We start from the raw sequence: 21,749 nt of genomic DNA, 5'->3' as shown, positions 1-21,749 counted from the left end.
AGGCCATCTCCTCAGGTGTCACACCAACTCAACGACACCGACGACAAAGCAGACACGCCACTCACGAGTGAAGATGACCAAGCCCTACTAGGCTCTATGGGCTCATGGGGAGGGGAACATGGGGATGGGCTGTTCCGCCCAGATGGCTTTACCCTGGGTGGTTTGGCGAGTGCCCCATGCCGCTGTGAGCTGGGCGACCAGGAGCAGGCCGCGGCCGCCTTCGTCGAAGGTGCGGGCGCGGCGCATGTGGGGGGCGGTGCCGCTGGCGTCGGAGACTTCGCAGATGAGGTTTCCATCGTGGATCAGACGCAGATGTATGGGCGGGGCGCCGTACCGTATGGCGTTGGTGACGAGTTCACTGACGACCAGTTCGGTGACGAAGCAGGCGTTGTCCAGCCCCCATTCTTCCAGTTGGGTCGTGGCTTCCTTTCGCGCTTGGGCGACGGCGGCCGGGTCCGCAGGCACCTCCCAGGTGGCGACCCATTCGGTGTCCAGTGCTTTGGTGCGGGCGATGAGCAGGGCGATGTCGTCGGACGGTCGGTCGGGCAGCAGGGCGGCCAGAACGGCGTCGCACAGGTTGTCCAGAGGGGCGGCAGACTGGGCGAGGGTTTGGCACAGCAGGGACAGGGCGCTGCCGATGTCGCGTTCGCGGGATTCGATGAGCCCGTCGGTGTAGAGGGCCAGGAGGCTGCCCTCGGGTAGTTCGATGTCGGTCGCTTCGAAGGGGAGTCCGCCCAGTCCTAGTGGGGGGCCGACGGGGAGGTCGAGCAGTCTCGCGGTGCCGTCGGGGGTGACCAGGACGGGTGCTGGATGTCCGGCCAGGGCGATCGTGCAGTGGCGCGACACCGGGTCGTACACGGCGTACAGGCAGGTCGCGCCGACATCTCCGGTGGTGGGCGCCCCGGGGTCCGGCTGCGGGGCGTCTTTCACTTCGGTGGACAGGCGGGCGACGATGTCGTCGAGGTGGGTGAGCAGTTCGTCGGGGGGCAGGTCGATGTCGGCGAGGGTGAGCACGGCGGTGCGCAGCCGTCCCATGGTGGCGGAGGCGTGGATGCCGTGGCCGACGACATCGCCGACGACGAGTCCGACCCTGGCGCCGGACAGCGGGATGACGTCGAACCAGTCCCCTCCCACCCCGGCCTGGGCGCCGGCCGGCAGGTAGCGGGACGCGACCTCCACCGCGGCCTGCGCGGGCAGGGCCTGGGGCAGCAGGTTGCGCTGCAGCGTGACCGCGGTGGCGAGTTGGCGGGTGTAGCGCCGGGCGTTGTCGATGCAGACCGCCGCTCTGGCGGCCAGTTCCTCGGCCAGCACCAGGTCGTCCTCGCGGAACACCTCGGGATGCCGGTGGCGGACGAAGACCACGACGCCCAGGGTGGCGCCGCGGGCGGTCAGGGGCGCAGTGATCGCCGAGTGGATGCCGAAGTCGCGGATCCGGGCGGCCCGGGACTGAGCCATGGCCGTCCATTCGGTGATCGCTGGGTCGGTGGCGTGGTGCAGCAGGGCCTGTCCCGACCTGAGGCTCTCGACCGGCGGGGAGCCCTCCGGATAGCTGTCCTCCTCGCCCGGCGCGACCACCGCCTCGGGAGTTCCCGCGTTCACGGACCGGTGGGCGACGCGACGCAGTGAGACGGGACCGTGCGGGGTGCCGGTTTCCGGGGGCGGCTCGTGTGCGAGGGCGAGGGAGGGGAGCAGGTCGACGCTGACGAAGTCGGCGAATTCCGGGACGGCCACATCCGCCAGTTCCTGAGCCGTCCGCGTCACGTCCAGGGTGCTGCCGATACGCGTGCTGGCATCCGAGAGCAGCATGAGCCGCTTACGTGCCCAATGCTGGTCGGTTATGTCATGAGAGGCCGTGCCGATGCCCTGGACACGGCCGCCCTCGTCCTTCAACGGGGTGATGAAGATCGACCAGGCGTGCTCGCGGGTCTCGCCGGGGGTGCTCCCGAAGACCTGCATGACGTGCGGCTCACCAGTCTCCAGCACCCGCAGCATGGACTGCTCCACCCTGTCCATCTCCGGATGGTCCAGGAACTCCGGAAGTCGCAGTCCGCGCACATCGTCCTCGGTGAGGGCCAGGGCATGATCGCAGGCCTGGTTCTGCCGCCGCAGGCGCAGTCCAGTGTCGTACAGCGTCATGAGGCAGCCCGCGACCTGCTCGTGGTTCAGGCTCACGAGAGTGTCGTCCCCGGGCCGGGGCCGCAGCCCCGTCAGTGCGGAAACCAGGAACCATTCTCCGGGTTGCCCGCCGTCCGGCGCCCTTCTGTGCGCAAGGACCTTGATCTCCGAGCGGTGGCCGTCGCGGTGCCGAAGGGCGACCCGCCCGTTCCACCTGGGCAGCTGCACGACGGACCGCAGCTCTCGTTCGTCGATCGGCTCGGCCAGCAGGCCGGCTGCGGGCCGTCCCACGATCTGTGCGGGTGGGTACCCCAACAATGCCTCAGCTCCCGCATTCCACCTGGTCACGATGCCGTGCTCGTCGACGGTGACGTTGGCACTGAGCGCCTCGTCGAAGACGTACTCGGACGCCCCTGGAACCTTGTCGGTGGCCATGGGTCCCTCCACGGGTGCTGATCTCGCTCTCGCAAAGATCTTTCGCCGCTCTCCGGCGTGCCCTGACGCCCGGATGCGCACGCAGACGAAGCGATCATATGTCTTCATTGTGACGATTTAATCGTCATGAATCATCCGCACGCTGCTGCGGGTGCCCGTTCGCTGGGTGAAGTCGCCGGCCGGTAACCAGTTCTCGGATCGCATGGCGCGGGGTGCTCACGCGTGCATTCCTGCCCGACGGCGAGCGACGGTGGGAGGACATCTGGCGGGTGCCGATCATGGCGGCGATTGGCAGAGCACGTCTGCGTCTGGGTCCCGAACCGCTCAGGGTGTAGTTCGCCCGGGTGCGCCGACCTGTGGCCACTGGAGAAGGACCAGGCCGCCAACCGGAAGAAGAAGGGCTCCGGAGGGCGGTCGGCCCGTCAGCCACGCCGCCGACCTGTGCAAGGAGAGGAACACCGTCGAGCGCCTGATCGACAAGTTAAGGCCTGGCGAGGCGTCGCCACCCGATACGACAAGACCCCGGACAGCTACCTCGCCGGCCTACACCTGCGCGCCTCGATGATCTGGATCAAATACGTCACCCGGACCGCCCATTGATCACGACTCGATACGCGACCCCTGTGCACGCGCTGTTCGGTTTGTGTCAGCCGGTCAGCCGGTCCGTGGCGGTGCTTCGACGCCCGTCAGCGCGAGGCCCGCCGGCGAAAGCCGCTCACCATGGATGGTGATGCGTGCGACTGCGGCGTTCAGTTCCTGGAGTTCGTCGGGGCTGAACCTGACTTCTTCGGCGCCGATGTTCTCCAGGAGGTGTGACAGCCTGGTGGTGCTGGGGATCGGCACGATCCACGGCTTCTGGGCCAGCAGCCAGGCGAGGTCGATCTGGGCGGGCGTGGCACCCTTGCGTACGGCCCAGTCCTGGAGCAGCTGTACCAGTGGCATGTTGGCGGCCATGTTGTCCCGGCTGTTGCGGGGTGTTGCGGTCCGGCGGTCTCCCTCCGTGAACCGGGTGTAGGGATTGATCGTGCCGGTCGTGAAGCCCGTGCCCAGGGGCGAGAAGCACACGAAGCCGATGCCGAGTTCCTCGCAGAGCGGCAGGACCTGCTCTTCCGGTCCGCGCCACAGTGTGGAGTACTCGTTCTGGATCGCGGTGAGGGGCAGGACCGCGTGGGCCCGGCGGATGGTCCCCAGACCCGGCTCGGACAGGCCCCAGTGCAGCACCTTGCCCTGGGCCATGAGGTCCTTCACCGTGTCCGCGACGTCCTCGATCGGGACGGCGGGATCGACCCGGTGCTGGTAGAGGAGGTCGATGTGGTCCGTCCGCAGGCGCTTCAGCATGCCGTCGACGACTTGCCGGATGTGGTCCGGACGGCTGTTCCGGCCGGTGTTCGCGCCGGTGACCGGGTCGATGTTCCAGCCGAACTTGGACGCGATCACCACGTCGTCGCGGACGGGCCGGAGGGCCTCGCCGATGATCCGTTCCGACTCGAACGGCCCGTACGCCTCGGCCGTGTCGAAGAGTGTCACCCCCTGGTCGGCGGCCGTCCGGACGAGGGCGACCATGTCCTTGCGGCTGGTGACGGGGCCGTAGAGGTTGCCCGGCATGGTCTGGGTGCCGAGGCCGATGCTGGAGACCTTCAGGGACCCGGGCCCGGACCCGAGCCGACGGTGACCAGTCTGCGTGATGGCTGCGGTCACCGGGTTGCGACGGCCGACGGGGCCCTTGGTGCCGGTCGCGGACGATGCGGTGTGCGCCTGTGCCAGTGTGGCTGGCGCGGCCACCACCGAGGTGGCTGCCAGCCCGGCCGCACCCATCAGGAAGCCGCGACGGCCGCGATCGGTCGAGTTGCCGTTCGGCGTGCTCTCGTGTTCGTGCATGCGTTACATCCCTCATGTTCGTCGGTTGGGAGCACCCTCGGTGCGTCACCGCATCACAGTCGGTGGCGAAGAAGCAGACCGCGTCGGAATGAGCACCTGGGCACTTCGTCCGGAGGCATCGGCCCACCACGTCCGTGAATTCGGACGACGTTCCTGCTCGTCCGGTGAGGGGCGCGTCCTGTGGTGCCGATGGTGCCGGGCGGTCAGTAAAACTCAAGCAGAGCGCCCGCCGGGGTGGGAGGCCGTGCTGTTCCACGCCGTACCAGTGCCCCCCAAAAACCGGGCAAAGGTCCCTTTTGCTCGGGCTCGGCCCGGGCCGCAGGACCGCAACTGGCGGGCGTCATGAAATCCCGAGACTGTCGAGCCAATCGCTCACCTCCGCCTCGGCATTGTCCATATCGTCTCGTGAGATCGTGAACGCATTACTGATCACAGTGGCACCAGCAAGCTTTTTGGTGACGACTTCAACAGTTCCCGACAGGCGGCTTCCGCCATGGGTCGTGAATAGAATGATGGTTTTTTTACTAAAATCGTGCTGTTCGAGGAACGTGTGCATCGGCATCGGCAGGCTGTACCACCAGATCGGATAGCCGATGAATACGGTGTCATATTCTGCAAGGTTCGGTGTGAAGGCTTTGAGTTTCGGCCTTTCGTCGTCTTCCTGCTGTTTTAGTGCGAGATCTGACAGTGTTTTATGATCGAGGGGCAAATCTTCCGCTGTCTCGATGCGGAATACCTCGGCACCCGTGCTCTCCCCGATGATTTGAGCAACGTGTTGGGTGTTCCCGAGAACCTTTCCATCAACGACATGAGTGCTGTTCTGTTCGTTCTCCGTCATGTTGTTCGGATCATCGGTTTCCGGCATCGAAAAGTAGGCGACCAAAGTGCGTGATTTATCCAATGGCGGGGCGGTTTTCGAGGATTCGGAACCGCCGAGCGCCTCGCCTGCCCCTCTTATTATTGAACAGCCCGCGGTTCCGGCTCCCGCCAGTGCGACGGTGGTCAGTGCAAGAAATTTCCGGCGCGTGGTGCTTGTCATCTCAGTGAACTCCGTCTCGTCGGCGATGGTCGATTTCCTGGGGCCACGACGAACTAAGGCTGCAACGTCTACATGGTGAGGCGTTCATGGTGTATTCGCCGTGCAGAGACTCCAATGCGCCGCAAGATACGCTGGTTCGCCAACACGGCGGGGTTCGGACCCACAATGAAGAACGCGCCCTTCGCGACTGCCTCTGCAGACAGCGTGCTGGCGAGATCTTCACGGCGGAACCGGCCGACACTGATGGTGACCTGCATGCGGTTTCCGGAGGTCGCCTGGTACTCCTCGATCACGTCACGGTAATAGGCGTCTTCCGGGCTACGGACGGCCCACAGCAGATGAATCTTCCGCGTGGTGTGGTGAGCTGCTGCCAGGCTGAGCAGCGGCGCAACGCCCGCGCCCATCCCGACGAGCACGAGAGGAGCTTCGTGGTTCCGCCCCTGGACGATCGATTCGAAGCGGCCGAACGGGCCCTCCAGGCGGACTCGGGTTCCTACTTCGACATTGTCGAGGCGGCGGGTGAAGTCTCCGTGCTGTCGAATGGTGAAGGCCAAAGTCTTCTGGTTGTAGTCCGTCACTGAGAAAGGGTGCCATTCCCTGCTCACAGAAGAAGACCCCTCGAAGCTGAGGAAGAAGAAGTCACCTGGCTGCAGGGTCGCCGCTTTGCTGTCGAGGCCCACCGACACCCTGCGGGTCGCCCCACCGCGCATTTCATTGCTGGTGACTGTCCCCATCAGATACGTGTCGGGCGCTATCCATTTCTTCCAGACATAAATACCGAACGTCACCACTGTGTACAGATCGAAAAGCGCCATGAACACGAAGTACTGGTTCACTCTCACGAGCAGGTGGGCGTGCAGCCAGATCATCGCCACGATCACCAGGTTGAGTCGGTGAATCCACACGGAGAGCCGCCGGCGGAGGACGGTCTCCAGGAGTCCCTTGACCCTCAGCAGCAGTCTCGACCTGTCGACGAACCACCCGCTCATGAAGAACATCGAGTAGCACAGCACTGCGAGGGCTCCGTAGAACCCCCAATCCCCCAGGATTCGGGCTAGGTGGCTCGGAGAGTAGGAGTTGTCGCGGTGTACATATGCCGCGGCGATTGCCAGTATGCCGAGTGCCCCATGCAGGCCGTAGATGGACGGAAGTCCCGCGAAACGGTGCAGCCAGGCCGGTCTCACGCTGAGCAGGATGGACAACAGCCACCATGTATAGGCAATCAGGCCGAGGAAGACGTAGAATTTCAGGAGGTCGGGTTCAGTGGCCACGAACTCGTAGGTGAGAATCAGCGGGAGTGGAAACACCACCGCGAAGCTCCAGAAGAGCAGTTTACGTAGCATCGTCAGGACTCCACCTGAGCTGTCCGGTTCGGCTCGCTCGACCGTTGTTCGACCTCAGGCGTCCCGGCATCACCCGCGAGGGAAACTCCTCGGCTGCCCGTGTCTCGCACATTTTGCAGGTTGACGTAAATGAGTGTTGCCATAATCAGGGCGGCAACAACGATCAGGGTAATCGCTTTGTATTTCGGATTCACGTGCAAGCGTTTCTCGGTGAGGGCGACTTGGAGTTATGGCTCATCGAGTACTCTTCCTGTTTCCATTGCGTGGATCGCCTGGCGGCACTCTCGTTGCGAGGGAACGGGCGCCGTACGTCAGGCCGTCACCGCCATACGGCGACGCGTCAACGCTCGTGCGCACACCACGATGTCCGTGACACCGAGTACATCCAGTGCCCGGTGAGCGTGGCGTGAGTGGGGCGGGAGCCGGCTCGGTCCGCAGACCGACTCAGCAGCGGAGCAACTGGAGTGATGCGAGCGAGCCGGTGGCTGGGGATCGCGACGCGAGGGGGGATGCCGTGAGGCCGCCCGGAGGCAGTGCGGTGCGTTCGTTCCGCACTGCACCGGCAGCGGAGCGCTCCGCGTCGGGTTCCACGGCGTGGCGACGGTCACGGCCCGCGGGCCGTGATTTCAGGCCCGCGATCTGCCCGGCGTCTCCGCAGGGGGCGAACTCGTCGGTGCGTTCGGCGTCGGCGACGGCTACGTCCGTCGACCGCTCCAGGGGCACCGGGGCAGAGCCGTAGGCGGCATGCCCAGATCCGCCGGGCGCCATCACACCGAGGAACTGCAGACCTACGAGGAGAGCGGCCAGAGCGAGCACGAACTGGGGTGTCCTGTCTCGCGGCATGCTCCCTCCTTCCGGCCGTTCTCGTTGCGTTCGACTTTTGTCGGGGAAGCGGGAAAGACCTCGCCCTTTGCAGCGCTCCGGGAATCCCCGGTGGCAAAGGGTGTACGCCGTCGAGTGGCTGTACCGGCGCGGGGTCCGCCATGAACAGCGCATCAACCATGAGCGCGCGGGAGTTCCACGTTCGTCACCCACCTTGCCCGAAGGACTCACCAAACGACAGGCCGTGCTGTGCCAGGGAGCGCTGATCAGGGCACTGACAGGGCACCCAACATGCCTCCCAGGCAGATCACTTGTCTGCTATAAGCGGGCTCACCACGTGGGAGGCTCGGGCCACGAGATGAGAGCACCGCAGGCACGCCCGGGCGCGGCCGGAGCCGGCCGGGGACATCAGCAGGAAGAGCCGCCGGGTCGGTGCCGGCCGCAGGTACGAGGCGGTGGCCGACCAGTTCGACTCGCAATTCCAGGTTTCGCCGCGCCGACTGCCCGCCAAGGATCGTGTGGGAACAGGCACGGCCACCGCACGGTCTTCGGGAGTTGTGGACTCCCGAAGACCGTGCGGTGGCCGCGGGTCCTCAGCGGCCGGCCGCACCCGGCCGTGGCCGATGCGGCGCCTGCAGGGCTGCAACTCGGCACGCCGGTCGCGTCCGGGTACCGGTTCGGTACGTCGGCCCGTGCCGACCGGTCAGGAGAAGAAGATGGGCAGGCGCGGCACGTACGGTGCTTCAAGAGCGTCGATCTCGTCGCCGGTGAGTTGGATGTCGAGCGCGGCGACGGCGTCGGCCAGGTGGTGCGGCTTGGTGGCGCCCACGATCGGAGCTGAGACCACCGGGTTCTTGAGCACCCAGGCCAGCGCGATCTGCGCCATGGACACCCCGCGACCCTCGGCGATCTTCTGCACGGCGTCGACGATGGCCTTGTCGCTGTCGAGGAAGAGCGGCCGGCCGTTCATGTCGACCTGGCGGTCCTCCTCCGACCTGCGCGTCGTGCCCTGCTCGCCCCAGGGGCGGGTCACCCTTCCCCCGGCGAGCGGGCTCCAGGGGATGCTGCCCACGCCCTGGTCGGCGAGCAGGCCGTACATCTCCCGCTCCTCCTCGCGGTGGATCACACTGTAGTGATCCTGCATGGACACGAACTTCGTCCAGCCGTTCGCCTCCGCGGCGTGCTGCAGCTTCGCGAACTGCCACCCCCACATCGACGAGGCGCCGATGTAGCGGGCCTTGCCGGCCTTGACCACGTCGTGCAGCGCCTCCATCGTCTCCTCGACCGGTGTCTCGGGGTCGAAGCGGTGGATCTGGTAGAGGTCGACGTAGTCGGTGTCCAGGCGCCGCAGCGAGGCGTCGATCTGCTCCATGACCGCCTTGCGCGAGAGCCCCGAGCCGCCCGGCCCCTGATGCATTGGCTGGAACAGCTTTGTGGCAAGGACGATGTCCTCGCGCTGGGTGTACTTGCGCAGCGCGCGTCCGACGATCTCCTCAGAGGTGCCCAGGCCGTAGATGTTGGCGGTGTCCCAGAAGGTGATGCCGAGTTCGACGGTCTGCCGGAAGATCGGCTCTGCCGCCGTGTCGTCGAGCACCCATGGCATCCGTTTCGCGGGGTCGCCGAAGCTCATGCAGCCGAGTGCGATGCGGCTGATCTTCAGGCCCGAGGTTCCCAGGCGCGTGTACTCCATGACCAACTTCCTCTGTCTGATCTGTGTGGGGTTGATCTGTTGTGGTGCTTTGCCGGTGTCGGTTCAGTAGTAGCGGCCGCCCTGCGGGATGGGCAGGCCGTCGAGCTCGGCGAGGTCCTCGGCGCTCAGCTGGACATCGGCCGCGCCGGCGTTGTCCAGCAGGTACTTGGGGGTCTTGGTGCCGGGGATCGGGACCACGTGCTCACCCTGGGCCAGCACCCACGCCAACGCCACCTGAGCAGGAGTGGCACCGATGCGGTCGGCGATCTCGCGAACCTTGTCGGTGATGGCGCGGTTGATAGCCAGGGCGTCGTCCTGGAAGCGGGCCAGGCCGCGTCGGAAGTCGTCCTGCGGCAGGTCGTCGAAGGAGGGGAACCGGCCGGTGAGGAAGCCCTTGCCGAGCGGTGAGTACGGCACGAAGGCGATGCCCTGCTCCTCGCAGTACGGCAGCACCTCGGTCATCCAGTCCCGTGTCCACAGCGACAGTTCGGACTGCACCGCCGTCACCGGATGCACGGACTGGGCCCGCTTGATCTGCTCGACACTCACCTCGGACAGACCGATCGCACGGGCCTTGCCCGCCTCCACCGCCTCCGCCAGCGCGCCCACGCTCTCCTCGATCGGCACACTCGGATCGACGCGGTGCAGGTAGTAGAGGTCGATGTGGTCCGTGCCCAGACGCCCGAGACTCTCGTCCATCGAGCGGCGGATGTGCTCCGGGCGGCCGTCGACGCCGGTGACCGCACCGTCCTTGGCCAGCACGCCGACCTTGGTGGCCAGTACGGCGCGCTCGCGGTGGCCGTCTGCCAGGGCTCGCCCGACCAACTGCTCGTTCGTGTAGGGGCCGTACACGTCGGAGGTGTCCAGCAGAGTCATCCCCAGATCGAGGGCCTGGTGGATCACCGAGACCAGCTCGGCCTCGTCGCGCGGGGTCGCCTGGTCGTAGCTGAAGCTCATGCCCATGCAGCCCAGGCCGACGACGCCGACCTCGGGTCCCTTGGTGCCGAGCGTGGTGATGCGCATGCCGTTCGTCCTTTCGGTCTTTGGGGGTTTGGACGGGCGCATGGCGTGTCGGTCGACGACCTGTTGGAAGGGGGGCGCGTCAGTCCGTGAACCCGGTCCGCGACGCTCCGATCCCCGACGCGTGCGCCGAGTCGGACGCCGCCAGATCGAGCAGGACCATCGCGTCGTACTCGGTGCTGCCGGGCTCGGCGTGGTACACGACCAGCCGGTGGCCGGGGGTGCCTTCCAGCTGCATGGACTGGTAGCCGAGGGTGAGGTCGCCGACGTCCGGATGGTGGAACGTCTTGCGGCCATACGAGTGGCCGCGGACGTCGTAGCGTTCCCACAGTCGGGCGAACTCCGGGCTTTTGAGCAGGAGTTCACCGGCGAGCTGGGTGAGGTCGGGGGCGTCCGGGTCGGTGCCGGCCAGGGCCCGCAGGCGGGCTACGCAGCCGCGGACCTGGTTGCCCCAGTCGTCGAAGAGGTCTCGGGCGGCGGGGTGGAGGAAGACGTAGCGCGCGATGTTGCGCTGTCTCGCGGGCCAGTCCTCCATTCCGGCGAGCAGTCGCAGTCCGCCCGGGTTCCAGGCCAGTACGTCGCCCGTGCGGCTGACCACGTGCGCGGGCTGGGGTCGCATGGCCTCCAGCAGGATCTTCACTCCGGGCCGCACGGAGCGGCTGGGCGCGGTGGGCGGTTCCGGAGCGGTACGGGCGGCATGTGCGACCAGGCTGCGCAGGTGGTCGTGTTCCGGCTCCTCCAGCCGGAGGGCGCTGGCGAGGGAGTCGACGACGGACGGGCTGGGGCGGGTCTCCTTGCCGCGCTCCAGCCGGGTGAAGTAGTCGATGCTGATTCCGGCGAGGGTGGCCAGTTCCTCGCGGCGCAGTCCCGGTGTGCGACGTGGGCCGGTACCGGGTGGCAGGCCGACCTCCTCGGGGGTCACCTGGGCCCGTCGGGCGCGTAGGTAGCGCCCCAGCTCGGTGCCGCTGCTGTGTTGCTCACGATCCATGTCTTCCGAGTGTGGGGACACCACGACCTGGGTGGAAGGCGGGCGGGGTGCCCTGTCACGGCACTGAACAGCACTCCCGGCTACAGCGCGGTCTGCCACATGACGAGCCGGAAGCGCAGGCTTGATGCTCGTAGAAACATCTCCGTTCCCGGCAGCCGCGCACCGCGACGATCCAGCTCGTGGCCGCGCTCGGAAGGCCACGGGGACGGACTCGGCGGCCCCCCGGCTGCCCGGCGCCACCCCGTCCTTATGGAGAAACCGTGCTCACCGTCAACGCCTATGCCGCGACCTCCGCGACCGAACCGCTCGCCCCGACCACGATCGAGCGCCGTGACGTCGGCCCGCACGACGTCCTCATCGAGATCAAGTACTGCGGCATCTGTCACTCCGACATCCATTTCGTCCGCGGCGAGTGGGGCCCGCAGACCTACCCCGTCGTCCCCGGCCACGAGTTCGCCGGCATCGTCACCGAGGTCGGCTCCGAGGTCACGAAGCACGCCGTCGGTGACCGGGTCGGCGTCGGCTGCATGGTCAACTCCTGCCGCGAGTGCGCGAACTGCCTCAAGGGCGAGGAGCAGTACTGCCTCAAGGGCAACACCCTGACCTATGGCGCCCCGGACAAGGACGGCACGCGCACTCAGGGCGGCTACTCCACCCACGTCGTGGTGACCGAGGACTTCGTCGTACGGATCCCCGATGGGCTCGGGCTGGACGAGGCGGCCCCGCTGCTGTGTGCGGGCGCGACGACGTACTCGCCGCTGCGCCACTGGGGTGCCGGCCCCGGCAAGAAGGTGGCCGTTATCGGCCTGGGCGGTCTCGGCCATCTGGGCGTCAAGCTCGCGCACGCCATGGGCGCCGAGGTCACCGTCCTCTCGCAGTCGCTGAAGAAGATGGACGACGGGCTGCGCCTGGGCGCGGACCACTACCACGCCACCAACGACCCGGCCACCTTTGAGAAGCTGGCCGGAAGCTTTGACGTCATCCTGAACACCGTGAGCGGGAACGTTGACCGGGGCGCCTACATGAACCTGCTGGCCCTGGACGGTGCGTTCGTCACCCTGGGCGCCTCCTCGGAACCGGAGATCTCGTTCCCGACGTTCGCCGTTGCCGCCAACCGCCGTGTGTTCACGTACTCGCTGATCGCCGGCATTCGCGAGACCCAGGAGATGCTCGACTTCTGCGCCGAGTATGGCATCGGCGCGGAGATCGAGGTCATCCCGGCCGAGAAGATCAACGAGGCGTACGAGCGCGTCCTCGCCTCCGACGTGCGCTACCGCTTCGTGATCGACATCGCGTCGCTGGCCTGACCAGCACGCTCTCACCGTCCGCCCTCCGGTATCAGCGCCGGAGGGCGGACCGGGCTTTGGCGGGGCCGGGTGTCAGGGGACGGTGAGAACGACTTTTCCGTGGGCTTGGTGGGAGCGGAGCCGTTCGGCGGCCTGGGCGGCGGTGTCGAACGACAGTGTCGTGTCGATCAGGGGCCGTACCCGTCCGTCGGCGACCGCGGGCAGCAGTCGCCGGCCGGCCGTAGCGATGACGGAGCCGAGTTCAGCGGGACGGGTGAAGCCGAAGGAGACTCCCCGGACGCGCAGGTGGCGATAGGAGAGGGCGTCCAGGTCGATGGTGGAGGCAGCCTGGTCCAGGCGGCCGATGTTGACCACGGCGCCGTCGGTGCGGGTGGCGGGCAGGCAGGCGGCGAAGGTCTGGCCGCCGACGTGGTCCAGGGCCACGTCCACGCCCTCGCCGCCGGTGGCTTCCAGCACCGCGTGGGACAGGTCCTGCTCGCCGGTGATGACGACGGTGTCGGCTCCGGCCTTCTCCAGGAGTTCCCGCTTGGCGGACGACCGGGTGGTGGCGATGATCCGGCTTGCCTTGAGGGCGCGGGAGATCTGCACGCCGATCAGGCCGATGCTGGAGGTGGCGCCGGTGAGGAGCACCGACTGTCCGGCCTGGAAGCCGGCCACGCTGAGGGCACCGTGTTCGGTCAGCAGCCCGGTGGGCAGCGCGCACGCTTCCTCGTAGCCGAGTTCGTCGGGGACGGGCAGCACGTGGCGGTGATCGGCCAGGACGTACTGAGCGAAGCTGCCTGGTGTCGTGCCCATCACGCGGCTGCCGACGGCATGCGTCCGGACGCCGTCCCCGACGGCGGAGACCTCACCGGCGAACTCGAAGCCGGCCTGGTACTCCTTGCCGGTGCCGCCGGAGGTCGGGTCGGCGGTGGCGAGCATGGAGGCGTCCGCGTTGTTGAGCGCCACCGCATGGGCACGCACCACGACCTGCCCGGGACCCGGCTGGGGTACCGGGACCTGACGTGGTGTCCAGTCGGGTCCGGCACCGCCGAACAGGGCGGTCATCGTCTCGGACATGTGCACTTTTCCTTCGGGTCTGAGGTCAGTGGCTGCGGGTGCGCGGGCCGGTGTACTGCTCGTCGGTGATGTGCTCCAGCCAGGTGGTTTCGGGCCTGTCGTCGTCCGGGGCGGTGCCGTCCCACAGGGCGAGGTGCTGCATGAAGTGTTCTTCGGTGGCGCCGTGCCAGTGCTCCTCGCCGGGCGGGCAGGTCACCGTCTCGCCGGGGTGGGCCTCGTAGACGGTGCCGTCGCGGGTGCCGATCAGGGCGATGCCGGCGACGACGTGGAGGGTCTGGCCGACGGCGTGGTGGTGCCAGGCGGTGCGGGCGCCGGGGGCGAAGCGCACCATGTTGGCGCGGATACGGGACGGCTCTCGGCCCGCGTGGATGACGTCGAACCAGACGTCACCGTTGAACCAGTCCTCGGGCCCCTTGCCGGTGGGCTGCGGCTTGACGAATTCCATGAGTGCTCCTCGAATTGATCGCGTGGGGGGACCGGATGGTCAGGCAGCGTCGTCGTGGGAGAGGCCGGTGCCCAGGGCGCGGGAGGCGCTCGCCTGGTCGGTGATTTCCTTGCCCTTGCCCTCGGCCGTGGGAATCGCGTCGTCGCCGGCGACGAACCGCAGTGGCGGTTGATCCAGGTCGATGACCTTCAGCAGGGCGTCGGCAAGTTTGGCGGGATCGCCGGCCTGCTGACCGTTCATGGACTGCCACATCTTCTTGGTCTCGGCGGTGCGCTCGGCGTAGTCGTCGAGGGACAGTTCCGCCCAGCTGGTGGAGGCGTCCACCAGCAGTTCGGTGCGGAAGAAGCCGGGCTCGACGATCGTGGTGCGGATGCCGAACGGTTCCAGGTCGAAGTGCAGGGACTCCATCCAGCCCTCGACGCCGAACTTGGAGGCGGCGTAGGCCGCGCAGAACTCCTGGCCGACCAGGCCGGCGATCGACGAGATGGTGACGACGTGACCGGCGCGCTGGGAGCGCATGACGGGCAGGACGGCGCGGGTGACGTTCATCGGGCCGAACAGGTTCGTCTCGATCTGCGCCCGCATCTGGGCGTCGGAGATCTCCTCGAAGTAGCCGGCCTGGAAGGTGGCGGCGTTGTTGATCAGCACGTCGATACGGCCGAACTTCTCCATGGCGGCCTCGGCCGCGGCGCGGGCGGTGTCCGGGCTGGTGATGTCCAAGGAGGTGGCTAGCAGGTTGTCCTGCTCCCCGCCGAGGGCGTCGATGACCTTCTGCGGGTTGCGGGCGGTGCCCACGACCGGATGGCCGGCGTCCAGGGCCTGTCGGGCGATGTCGGTGCCCAGGCCGCGCCCGGCACCGGTGACGAAGATGACCTTGCTCATGTGGGTGCTTCCTTGTCTGCCGGCGCGGTGGGGGCCGGACGGTGAGTCGGGGGCGGTGTTCTCCTTCACCCGCGACACGCGCTCGGTGCCCGGGGAGGGGCGCGATGTCGCCCTGGGCCGACGACGGGGCCGTGGGCGACTCGGCATCACCAGAGGGGCTCAGCTCAGCGTGGCGATGTCGATGACGAACCGATAGCGCACGTCGGAGGCCAGGACACGCTCGTACGCCTCGTTGATCTTCTCGGCCGGGATGACCTCGATCTCGGAACCGATGCGGTGCTCGGCGCAGAAGTCGAGCATCTCCTGCGTTTCGCGGATGCCTCCGATCAGGGAGCCGGCGAGGGCCCGCTGTCCGCCGAGGAGGGCGAAGACGTTGAGTGAGACGGGTTCGGCGGGAGCGCCGACGTTGGCCATGATGCCGTCCGTGGCAAGCAGCGCCAGGTAGGCATCGAGGTCGATCCGGGCGCTGACCGTGTTCACGATGACGTCGAAGGTACCGGCGAGCTGCTCGAAGGTGGCCGGGTCGCTGGTGGCGTGGTAGTGGTCGGCGCCCAGGCGCAGGCCGTCGTCCATCTTCTTCAGCGACTGCGACAGCACGGTGACCTCGGCGCCCATCGCATGTGCGAGCTTGACGGCCATGTGACCCAGCCCGCCCAGACCGACGACGGCCACCTTCTTGCCGGGGCCGGCACCCCAGCGGCGCAGGGGTGCGTACGTGGTGATGCCCGCGCACAGCAGGGGCGCGGCGGCGTCGAGTCCGATGCCGTCGGGGATGCGGAGGACGAAGTCCTCGGTGACGACGATGTGAGTGGCGTAGCCGCCCTGGGTGAGGCGGCCGTCCTCGCCGAGGGAGCCGTAGGTGAGCGTGTTGCCCTTGAGACAGTACTGCTCCTGGTCCTTGCGGCAGTTGACGCATTCGCGGCAGGAGTCGATCATGCAGCCGACGCCGACCCGATCGCCCACGGCGTACCGGGTGACGTCGGAGCCGACCTCCTTGACGACGCCGGCGATCTCGTGGCCGGGAACGAGGGGGTAGGTCTCCTCCCGCCAGTCGCTGCGGGCGTGGTGGATGTCGGAGTGGCAGATGCCGGTGTACTTGATCTCGATGAGGACATCGTGTGGGCCGACCTCGCGACGGTCGACCGTCATGGGGACGAGCGGGTCGGTCGCGGAGGTCGCTCCGTACGCGTTGACGGTGAGCATGGTTCTCCAATCAGTACCGGTGCGGGTACGTGACGGGTGGGCGGTTCTTGCCCGGTTGTCCCGGACGGGTTGGCCGGTCCGTGGGGCAGGTAGCGGCGGCGCCTCCGCCGTTCAGGCAACAACCAGCGCTGACGCCCCCGTTCGTCGGGGCCGGCCGCTGGTGGAGATGTGAGTTGGCCTCTGCCAGCGCCTGCTGCGTCGTGCGGTCATTCCCCGGCGGGGTAATCCGTGGACTTCGCCAGGTCCCGCTGCGACTCGAAGTCGGCGGTCCTCCTGCGCAACACGTCGAGGGTGGAGTCCAGGGCTTGCGAGCCGAGGACCACCCGCATGGGGGCGGGCTCGACGTCGACAGATTCGATGATGCGTGCGGCCATACGCTGAGGGTCCCCGGGCGCCAAGCCGTTCGCGGGGTCGAGCATCGCCTTGAAAGCGTGCGCGGGGGTGGCGTCGTACACCTCGGTGAGGTCGGCGACTCGTGCGCTGCCGTAACGGAACTCGGTGCGAGCACCGCCGGGCTCGACGATCGTCATGCCGATGCCGAACGGAGCGACCTCCTGGGCCACCGACTCGACAAAGCCTTCGATGCCCCACTTGGTCGCGTGGTACAGGGAGTTGCCGGGGAAGGCGACCTGACCGCCGTAGGAGGACAGCTGAATGACGCGTCCGCCGCCCTGTGCGCGCAGATGGGGGAGGGCCGCACGGATCAGCGTGATGGATCCGGTGAGGTTGGTGGCGATGATGTGGTTCACCTGCGCGTCGGTGAGTTCCTCGGCGGCGCCGAACAGCCCGTACCCGGCGTTGGAGACGATCACGTCGACGCGGCCTGCCGCGAACGCCTCGTCCACCACGACGCGGACCGCAGTGGTGTCGGTGACGTCGAGGATCTTCGCCTGGAAGGCGTCCGGATACCGCTCGCGCAGATCGGTCACCTTGTCCAGGGAACGGACCGTGCCGATGACGTGGTCTCCACGCTCCAGCAACTGAGTGGTCAGGGCGTGTCCGAAGCCGCTGCTAACGCCCGTGATGAGCCAAGTGCGTGTGGTCATGCTTCTTCCTTTGGGGCCGGGGCGCCCGGGGACGGGGCAACGGCGTCGACGGCGCTCAGAGCGTTGAGGGTGCGGGGATAGCCGATGAACGGCAGCAGGCCGGTGAGAACGGCGATCAGAGTGGCGCGGGTGTTGCCCACGTTCAGGTTGGCCGCCACGTGTCCACGTACTTGCGCGTCCGCGCCGCCGAGCGCGGCCAGTATGGCGAAGGTGAGCAGCTCGCGGGTGGGGACGTCGAGGCCCGTGCGTGTGTAGTGGTCGCCGAAGCAGTTGGCGCTCAGCAGCTCCTGGATGTGCTGCTGATCCTCGGGAGCATTGGCGTACAGGGCGTCCACCGTCTCGTCGCCCACGATCCGCTTCTGCACCGCCAGACCTTCCGCCCTTCGGGTGGCGGGGGTGGTCGTGGACTGTTCTTCCAGCGGCAGGCGCACACCGCGGTCGGTGAGCGTTTCGTTGGTGGCGTGCAGGAAGTCGAAGACGCGGGCCATGCCGACGTACGGCACCGCCTGGTAGACGATCTCCTTCGCCTCCACCGGGGTGACGCCGATGGTGAGGGCGGCGCCGAGCATGATCCGGTACTCCGCCACCGCGCCGACGCCGATCATCGCGGCGAGCTGCGTCATCAGCCGGGCGCGCTCGGGCAGATCGGCGGTGTGGCGCAGTACCTCGTCGAAGGCGAAGTTGTCGAAGTACTCGATCAGCTCCGGATCGGTGACCGCGAGGCTGGAGACGTGGCCGGGGAACAGCCGCTCATGTGCCGCCGCGGCGGCTTCGTTGGGCTTGCGAAGGGTCACGGCCGCCTCCAGGACCCGGTGCGGGGAACGGTTGGACTCCGCCTCGCCGGTGCACGATTCGCCCCAGCCGTGGGACATGCCCATGGCACCGGCCCCATCCGGGAAAGGTGTCGCAGCTCGATGTGCTGCATCGCTCGTTCCCTCTCGTCGTTCGTCTCCCCGGCGCGTCACCGAGGCCTGGACAGGCGATGCGGAACCTGCCGGACGGCAGCGCCTTCCAGTCGGCCGGTGCTCCATGTGCGCAGGCACCGACGTCCTCCAGCGTGCCCCTGTAAGCCGGTGACAGGCAGGCCCCGATGTTCCGGGGAGCGGCCAGCCAGGGTGTGACAGGGCACCCCTGACCGGGCGTGTCACCGCGGCGGCGGGGAAGGACCGGCGTCACGGCTCACGAGCACGGCGGCGGCACCGAACTGGGAGGCTTACTGCGCGTCCGCCGTACCCGGAGCCGGACCAGCCGCGGCCCAGACCAGCCGCGGCCGACACCCTCTCCCGTCACCTCCGGGTAGGCGACGCCGAAAAACGGCACCTGGCGACGGTTCCCAGAACCGGGCAATGAGCTGCCGGCCGCGCAGTGGAGCAGGTGGCCCAGCAGGTGTAAGTACCGGCCGGAGCGTGTGCCCCGCCTCGGCCCTGAGGGCTTGCTGTCAGGCGTAGACGAGCTCGGCCTGCCACTGGTCCTTCGGCTGGTGGTGCAGGTCGAGGTAGGCAGCGGCCAGGAGGTCGGGAGCGAAGCGCGGGTCCTCGCCTCCGATGTTGCCGGCAACGGTGACGGTTGAGACGTGCACGTCCGAGCCGTGCTGGTCGGCGTGGAGGGCCTGGACGTAGGCGCGCAGGGCGGCCTTGCCCGCCGACATCGTGGTGTATTCGGGCGAGGGCTGGAGGGCGAAACCGCCGCCGGTGAAGAGCAGACTGCCCCGGCCGTCCCGCAGGAGAGGAAGGACCGTCCGGGCGGCGACCACGGCCCCGGTGACATTCACCGCGAGGGCCTGCGCCCATGCCGCGGCGTCCAGTCCCGTGGGGGTGTCAGCCCGCATCACGGCTGCGTTGTAGACGAGGACCTCCGGCGCGCCGAGGTCGTCCACCGCTCGGCCGAGCGCGGTTCGCAGATCCTCGGGGTCCCCCGCATCGGCCCGGTACGCCGCCGCCACAAAGCCCTGGCCGGTCAGCTCCGTCGCCTGCTTCCCGAGGCGGTCGGCGTCGCGGCCGAAGAGCGCGACCGGGTGACCGTCCCGGGCGAAAGCCTCCGCGAGCGCCAGGCCGAGGCCGGGGCCGACACCGACGATGAGGGCGGTTCCTTTGCTCATATCTCTGAATCTTCTCCCGATGTTCTGCCGTCCCTGGGACAGCGGTGATCCAAGTCATGCATGCGGCGGACATTCCCGCCTGCGGTGCGCCGTCCATGAAACAGGCAGGGCGGCCGATGAGGGAGAGCCTGCTGACACAGGTACTGACAGGTCCTCCCAGGCCGTGGGCAAGGGACCTAACCTCGAAAAATGGACAGGCGCAAAGAGATCCGTGAATTCCTGACCTCTCGCAGGGCCAGGATCACGCCCGAGCAAGCGGGGCTGCCCGTCTATGGCGGGGACTCCCGGCGGGTCCCGGGCCTCCGCCGCGAAGAGGTCGCGCTCCTGGCCGGAGTCGGTGTCGACTACTACACGCGGTTGGAACGCGGCAACGCCCGCGGGGTCTCCGACAGCGTCCTGGACAACATCGCGCGAGCGCTCAAGCTCACCGAGGCCGAATGCACCCACCTCTTCGACCTGGTCCGCGCCGCGAACGCCACGGCTCGGCCACGCCGGACCGCCAGAGCACATGTACGTCCTGCCGTCCAGCGCGTCCTGGACGCCCTTGCCATCCCCGCCCTCGTGTGGAACGGACGCTTCGACACCCTGGCCGCCAATCGCCTGGGGCGGGCCCTGTTCTCCCCGTTGTTCCAGGACCAGCCCCCGTCCGTCAACAACGCCAGGTTCGTCTTCCTCGACCCGCGGGCACAGGAGTTCTTCGGTAACTGGGAGGGCGTCGCCAACGACACCGTCGCCGTGCTGAGCTGGGCAGCCGGTCGCGACCCCTACGACAAGGCACTCACCGACCTGGTCGGTGAGCTGTCCACGCGCAGCGAGTTCTTCCGCACCCGCTGGGCAGCACACAACGTGCAGCTGCACCGCAACGGCGTCAAGGAGTTCCACCACCCCGTCGTCGGCGACCTCACCCTGGCCTACGAGTCGATGTCCATCGACGCCGACACCGGCCTCACCCTCATCTCCTACAGCCCCGAACCCGGATCGCCCTCCGAAGACGCGCTCCAACTCCTCGCCACCTGGGCAGCCACCATCGACCGCGAGCAGGCTGCCCATCCGGCGCCCGAGCCCGACCCGCGGCAGAACCGCTGAGGCCACCGGGCGAAACCGTCACCGTCACCGGTCCGCTGCGTGGTTGGGCGGTTCGCGCCACCACTGCCCCTCGCCCGCCCACAGAGTCGCCGGCTCCCACCGATACTTCCGGGCCCCAAGATCGCTGAGTGCTGCCCACAGGCGGAGCCCGTGGGGTGCCCGTGGGGTGCCCTGGCACACCACTGAACCCCGCTCCCCGGCCCAACCCGCCCTGCCATCCGGCGAGCGCAGCGAGCACGCTGGGTGTGCACTGAAGATCCGTTCCGAACGACATGCGGAGCACTGGAGTCATGAAGTACATCAAGCTGGGGGGCCTGGACGTCTCCCGCATCGGCCTGGGCACCATGACGATGTCAGGCGTCTACCTCAGCCCCGGCGAGACCCCGGACGACACTGAGTCCATCCGGGCGATCCACCGGGCGCTCGACCTCGGCGTCACCCTGCTCGACACCGCTGAGGCATATGGCCCCTTCGTCAACGAGGAACTCGTCGGCCGGGCCATCAAGGACCGGCGTGAGCAGGTCGTCCTCTCGACGAAGTTCGGCATGCTCTCGCACAGGACCGGCGGCATGATCGACGGTACGCCGGAGAACCTCCGCACCGCGCTCGAGGGCTCCCTCAAGCGGCTCGGCACGGATTACATCGACCTCTACTACCAGCACCGCGTCGACCCGAACACCCCCATCGAGGAGACCATCGGCGCCCTCGCCGACCTCGCCACCGAGGGCAAGGTCCGCCACATCGGTCTGTCCGAAGCGGCCCCCGAGTCGATCCGCCGCGCCCACGCCGTGCACCCGATCGCCGCCCTGCAGTCGGAGTACTCGCTGTGGACGCGGGACGTGGAGGCGGAGATCCTGCCGCTGCTGCGGGAGCTGGGCATCGGCCTGGTGCCCTGGTCACCGCTCGGCCACGGCTTCCTCACCGGCAAGATCCGCGCCACCGAGCACTTCGAGGCGAACGACTGGCGGGCGAACAACCCCCGCTTCACGGAGGAGAACCTCAAGCGCAACCTGCGCATCGTCGAGGAGGTCGAGGCCGTCGCCGCCGAGGTCGACGCCACTCCCGCGCAGGTGGCTTTGGCCTGGCTGCTGGCCCAGGGCGACGACATCGCCCCGATCCCCGGCACCAAGCGCGTCTCCCGCGTCGAGGAGAACACCGCGGCCGACGCCGTCGTGCTGACCGCCGAGCAGCTCACCCGCCTGAACAACCTCGCCCCGGCCGCCGGCGACCGCCTCCACGAGGCGGGCATGCGGCTGGTCAACCACTGACCCGGCCCGCCCGACGACCTTCGGA

17 protein-coding genes and 1 pseudogene are annotated in these 21,749 nt (G+C 67.9%); 4 read left to right on the top strand and 14 right to left on the bottom strand.

Annotated elements, in window-relative coordinates:
* Window positions 1-102 precede the first annotated feature (102 nt).
* Complete coding sequence (locus tag ACFYX4_RS38855) at window positions 103-2,550, bottom strand: SpoIIE family protein phosphatase (protein WP_389344286.1); 2,448 nt, start codon at window positions 2,548-2,550, stop codon at window positions 103-105.
* Between the two features lie 318 nt (window positions 2,551-2,868).
* On the opposite strand from ACFYX4_RS38855, the pseudogene ACFYX4_RS38850 reads away from it, so the two are divergent.
* Window positions 2,869-3,150: pseudogene (locus ACFYX4_RS38850) on the top strand (IS5/IS1182 family transposase); the annotation flags it as partial.
* Between the two features lie 54 nt (window positions 3,151-3,204).
* Here the strand turns inward: ACFYX4_RS38850 and ACFYX4_RS38845 are convergent.
* From ACFYX4_RS38845 to ACFYX4_RS38820, 6 genes are all read right to left on the bottom strand, one after another.
* Entirely contained in the window at window positions 3,205-4,428 is a 1,224-nt protein-coding gene (locus ACFYX4_RS38845) for an aldo/keto reductase (protein ID WP_389344284.1), read from the bottom strand.
* Window positions 4,429-4,768: 340 nt separating this feature from the next.
* Window positions 4,769-5,467, bottom strand: coding sequence for a flavodoxin (locus ACFYX4_RS38840; RefSeq protein ID WP_389344282.1), 699 nt, complete (start codon window positions 5,465-5,467; stop codon window positions 4,769-4,771).
* Window positions 5,468-5,535: 68 nt separating this feature from the next.
* Window positions 5,536-6,810: an FAD-binding oxidoreductase gene (locus tag ACFYX4_RS38835; protein WP_389344280.1), complete on the bottom strand. Its 1,275-nt coding sequence runs from the start codon at window positions 6,808-6,810 to the stop codon at window positions 5,536-5,538.
* A 1,525-nt stretch (window positions 6,811-8,335) separates the two neighbouring features.
* The gene (locus ACFYX4_RS38830) at window positions 8,336-9,322 is read right to left on the bottom strand and encodes an aldo/keto reductase (RefSeq protein WP_389344278.1); all 987 of its coding nucleotides are present in this window, start codon (window positions 9,320-9,322) and stop codon (window positions 8,336-8,338) included.
* A gap of 63 nt (window positions 9,323-9,385) precedes the next feature.
* Window positions 9,386-10,345, bottom strand: a complete 960-nt coding sequence (locus ACFYX4_RS38825; protein WP_389344276.1) for an aldo/keto reductase — start codon at window positions 10,343-10,345, stop codon at window positions 9,386-9,388.
* A 79-nt stretch (window positions 10,346-10,424) separates the two neighbouring features.
* Entirely contained in the window at window positions 10,425-11,330 is a 906-nt protein-coding gene (locus ACFYX4_RS38820) for a helix-turn-helix transcriptional regulator (protein ID WP_389344274.1), read from the bottom strand.
* Between the two features lie 260 nt (window positions 11,331-11,590).
* On the opposite strand from ACFYX4_RS38820, the gene ACFYX4_RS38815 reads away from it, so the two are divergent.
* Complete coding sequence (locus tag ACFYX4_RS38815) at window positions 11,591-12,637, top strand: NAD(P)-dependent alcohol dehydrogenase (RefSeq protein ID WP_389344272.1); 1,047 nt, start codon at window positions 11,591-11,593, stop codon at window positions 12,635-12,637.
* Window positions 12,638-12,709: 72 nt separating this feature from the next.
* On the opposite strand, the gene ACFYX4_RS38810 is transcribed toward ACFYX4_RS38815, so the two are convergent.
* The 7 genes from ACFYX4_RS38810 to ACFYX4_RS38780 form a co-directional block, all read right to left on the bottom strand.
* Window positions 12,710-13,696, bottom strand: a complete 987-nt coding sequence (locus ACFYX4_RS38810; protein ID WP_389344270.1) for a zinc-binding alcohol dehydrogenase family protein — start codon at window positions 13,694-13,696, stop codon at window positions 12,710-12,712.
* A 25-nt stretch (window positions 13,697-13,721) separates the two neighbouring features.
* Window positions 13,722-14,141 carry a cupin domain-containing protein gene (locus tag ACFYX4_RS38805; RefSeq protein WP_389344268.1) on the bottom strand — a complete coding sequence of 140 codons (420 nt, stop codon included), beginning with the start codon at window positions 14,139-14,141 and terminating at the stop codon, window positions 13,722-13,724.
* Window positions 14,142-14,180: 39 nt separating this feature from the next.
* Window positions 14,181-15,023, bottom strand: a complete 843-nt coding sequence (locus ACFYX4_RS38800) for an SDR family oxidoreductase (RefSeq protein ID WP_389344266.1) — start codon at window positions 15,021-15,023, stop codon at window positions 14,181-14,183.
* 159 nt (window positions 15,024-15,182) lie between these two features.
* Window positions 15,183-16,226, bottom strand: coding sequence for an NAD(P)-dependent alcohol dehydrogenase (locus tag ACFYX4_RS38795; protein WP_389344264.1), 1,044 nt, complete (start codon window positions 16,224-16,226; stop codon window positions 15,183-15,185).
* Window positions 16,227-16,432: 206 nt separating this feature from the next.
* The gene (locus ACFYX4_RS38790; protein ID WP_389344262.1) at window positions 16,433-17,272 is read right to left on the bottom strand and encodes an SDR family oxidoreductase; all 840 of its coding nucleotides are present in this window, start codon (window positions 17,270-17,272) and stop codon (window positions 16,433-16,435) included.
* Window positions 17,269-18,150: a carboxymuconolactone decarboxylase family protein gene (locus ACFYX4_RS38785; protein WP_389344260.1), complete on the bottom strand. Its 882-nt coding sequence runs from the start codon at window positions 18,148-18,150 to the stop codon at window positions 17,269-17,271. Before ACFYX4_RS38785 ends, ACFYX4_RS38790 begins: the two co-directional genes overlap by 4 nt.
* A 560-nt stretch (window positions 18,151-18,710) precedes the next feature.
* Window positions 18,711-19,370: an SDR family NAD(P)-dependent oxidoreductase gene (locus ACFYX4_RS38780; protein WP_389344258.1), complete on the bottom strand. Its 660-nt coding sequence runs from the start codon at window positions 19,368-19,370 to the stop codon at window positions 18,711-18,713.
* 189 nt (window positions 19,371-19,559) lie between these two features.
* Here ACFYX4_RS38780 and ACFYX4_RS38775 point away from each other — a divergent pair, with 189 nt between their 5' ends.
* The gene (locus ACFYX4_RS38775; protein ID WP_389344256.1) at window positions 19,560-20,456 is read left to right on the top strand and encodes a helix-turn-helix domain-containing protein; all 897 of its coding nucleotides are present in this window, start codon (window positions 19,560-19,562) and stop codon (window positions 20,454-20,456) included.
* Window positions 20,457-20,746: 290 nt separating this feature from the next.
* Window positions 20,747-21,724 carry an aldo/keto reductase gene (locus ACFYX4_RS38770; protein ID WP_389344253.1) on the top strand — a complete coding sequence of 326 codons (978 nt, stop codon included), beginning with the start codon at window positions 20,747-20,749 and terminating at the stop codon, window positions 21,722-21,724.
* Window positions 21,725-21,749: the final 25 nt, after the last annotated feature.

Origin of the sequence: Streptomyces sp. NPDC002328 (genome assembly GCF_042890065.1) — a bacterium.
Lineage (GTDB): Bacteria > Actinomycetota > Actinomycetes > Streptomycetales > Streptomycetaceae > Streptomyces.
The sequence above is the reverse complement of the archived record's forward strand: the minus strand, read 5'-3'. Positions and strand labels throughout refer to the sequence as shown.

Excerpts from the sequence above, each read along its gene's own strand:
- ACFYX4_RS38855 (WP_389344286.1), bottom strand. The coding sequence starts at position 2,550 with ATGGCCACCGACAAGGTTCCAGGGGCGTCCGAGTACGTCTTCGACGAG.
- ACFYX4_RS38845 (WP_389344284.1), bottom strand. The coding sequence starts at position 4,428 with ATGCACGAACACGAGAGCACGCCGAACGGCAACTCGACCGATCGCGGC.
- ACFYX4_RS38840 (WP_389344282.1), bottom strand. The coding sequence starts at position 5,467 with ATGACAAGCACCACGCGCCGGAAATTTCTTGCACTGACCACCGTCGCA.
- ACFYX4_RS38835 (WP_389344280.1), bottom strand. The coding sequence starts at position 6,810 with ATGCTACGTAAACTGCTCTTCTGGAGCTTCGCGGTGGTGTTTCCACTC.
- ACFYX4_RS38830 (WP_389344278.1), bottom strand. The coding sequence starts at position 9,322 with ATGGAGTACACGCGCCTGGGAACCTCGGGCCTGAAGATCAGCCGCATC.
- ACFYX4_RS38825 (WP_389344276.1), bottom strand. The coding sequence starts at position 10,345 with ATGCGCATCACCACGCTCGGCACCAAGGGACCCGAGGTCGGCGTCGTC.
- ACFYX4_RS38820 (WP_389344274.1), bottom strand. The coding sequence starts at position 11,330 with ATGGATCGTGAGCAACACAGCAGCGGCACCGAGCTGGGGCGCTACCTA.
- ACFYX4_RS38810 (WP_389344270.1), bottom strand. The coding sequence starts at position 13,696 with ATGTCCGAGACGATGACCGCCCTGTTCGGCGGTGCCGGACCCGACTGG.
- ACFYX4_RS38805 (WP_389344268.1), bottom strand. The coding sequence starts at position 14,141 with ATGGAATTCGTCAAGCCGCAGCCCACCGGCAAGGGGCCCGAGGACTGG.
- ACFYX4_RS38800 (WP_389344266.1), bottom strand. The coding sequence starts at position 15,023 with ATGAGCAAGGTCATCTTCGTCACCGGTGCCGGGCGCGGCCTGGGCACC.
- ACFYX4_RS38795 (WP_389344264.1), bottom strand. The coding sequence starts at position 16,226 with ATGCTCACCGTCAACGCGTACGGAGCGACCTCCGCGACCGACCCGCTC.
- ACFYX4_RS38790 (WP_389344262.1), bottom strand. The coding sequence starts at position 17,272 with ATGACCACACGCACTTGGCTCATCACGGGCGTTAGCAGCGGCTTCGGA.
- ACFYX4_RS38785 (WP_389344260.1), bottom strand. The coding sequence starts at position 18,150 with ATGGGCATGTCCCACGGCTGGGGCGAATCGTGCACCGGCGAGGCGGAG.
- ACFYX4_RS38780 (WP_389344258.1), bottom strand. The coding sequence starts at position 19,370 with ATGAGCAAAGGAACCGCCCTCATCGTCGGTGTCGGCCCCGGCCTCGGC.
- ACFYX4_RS38775 (WP_389344256.1), top strand. The coding sequence starts at position 19,560 with ATGGACAGGCGCAAAGAGATCCGTGAATTCCTGACCTCTCGCAGGGCC.
- ACFYX4_RS38770 (WP_389344253.1), top strand. The coding sequence starts at position 20,747 with ATGAAGTACATCAAGCTGGGGGGCCTGGACGTCTCCCGCATCGGCCTG.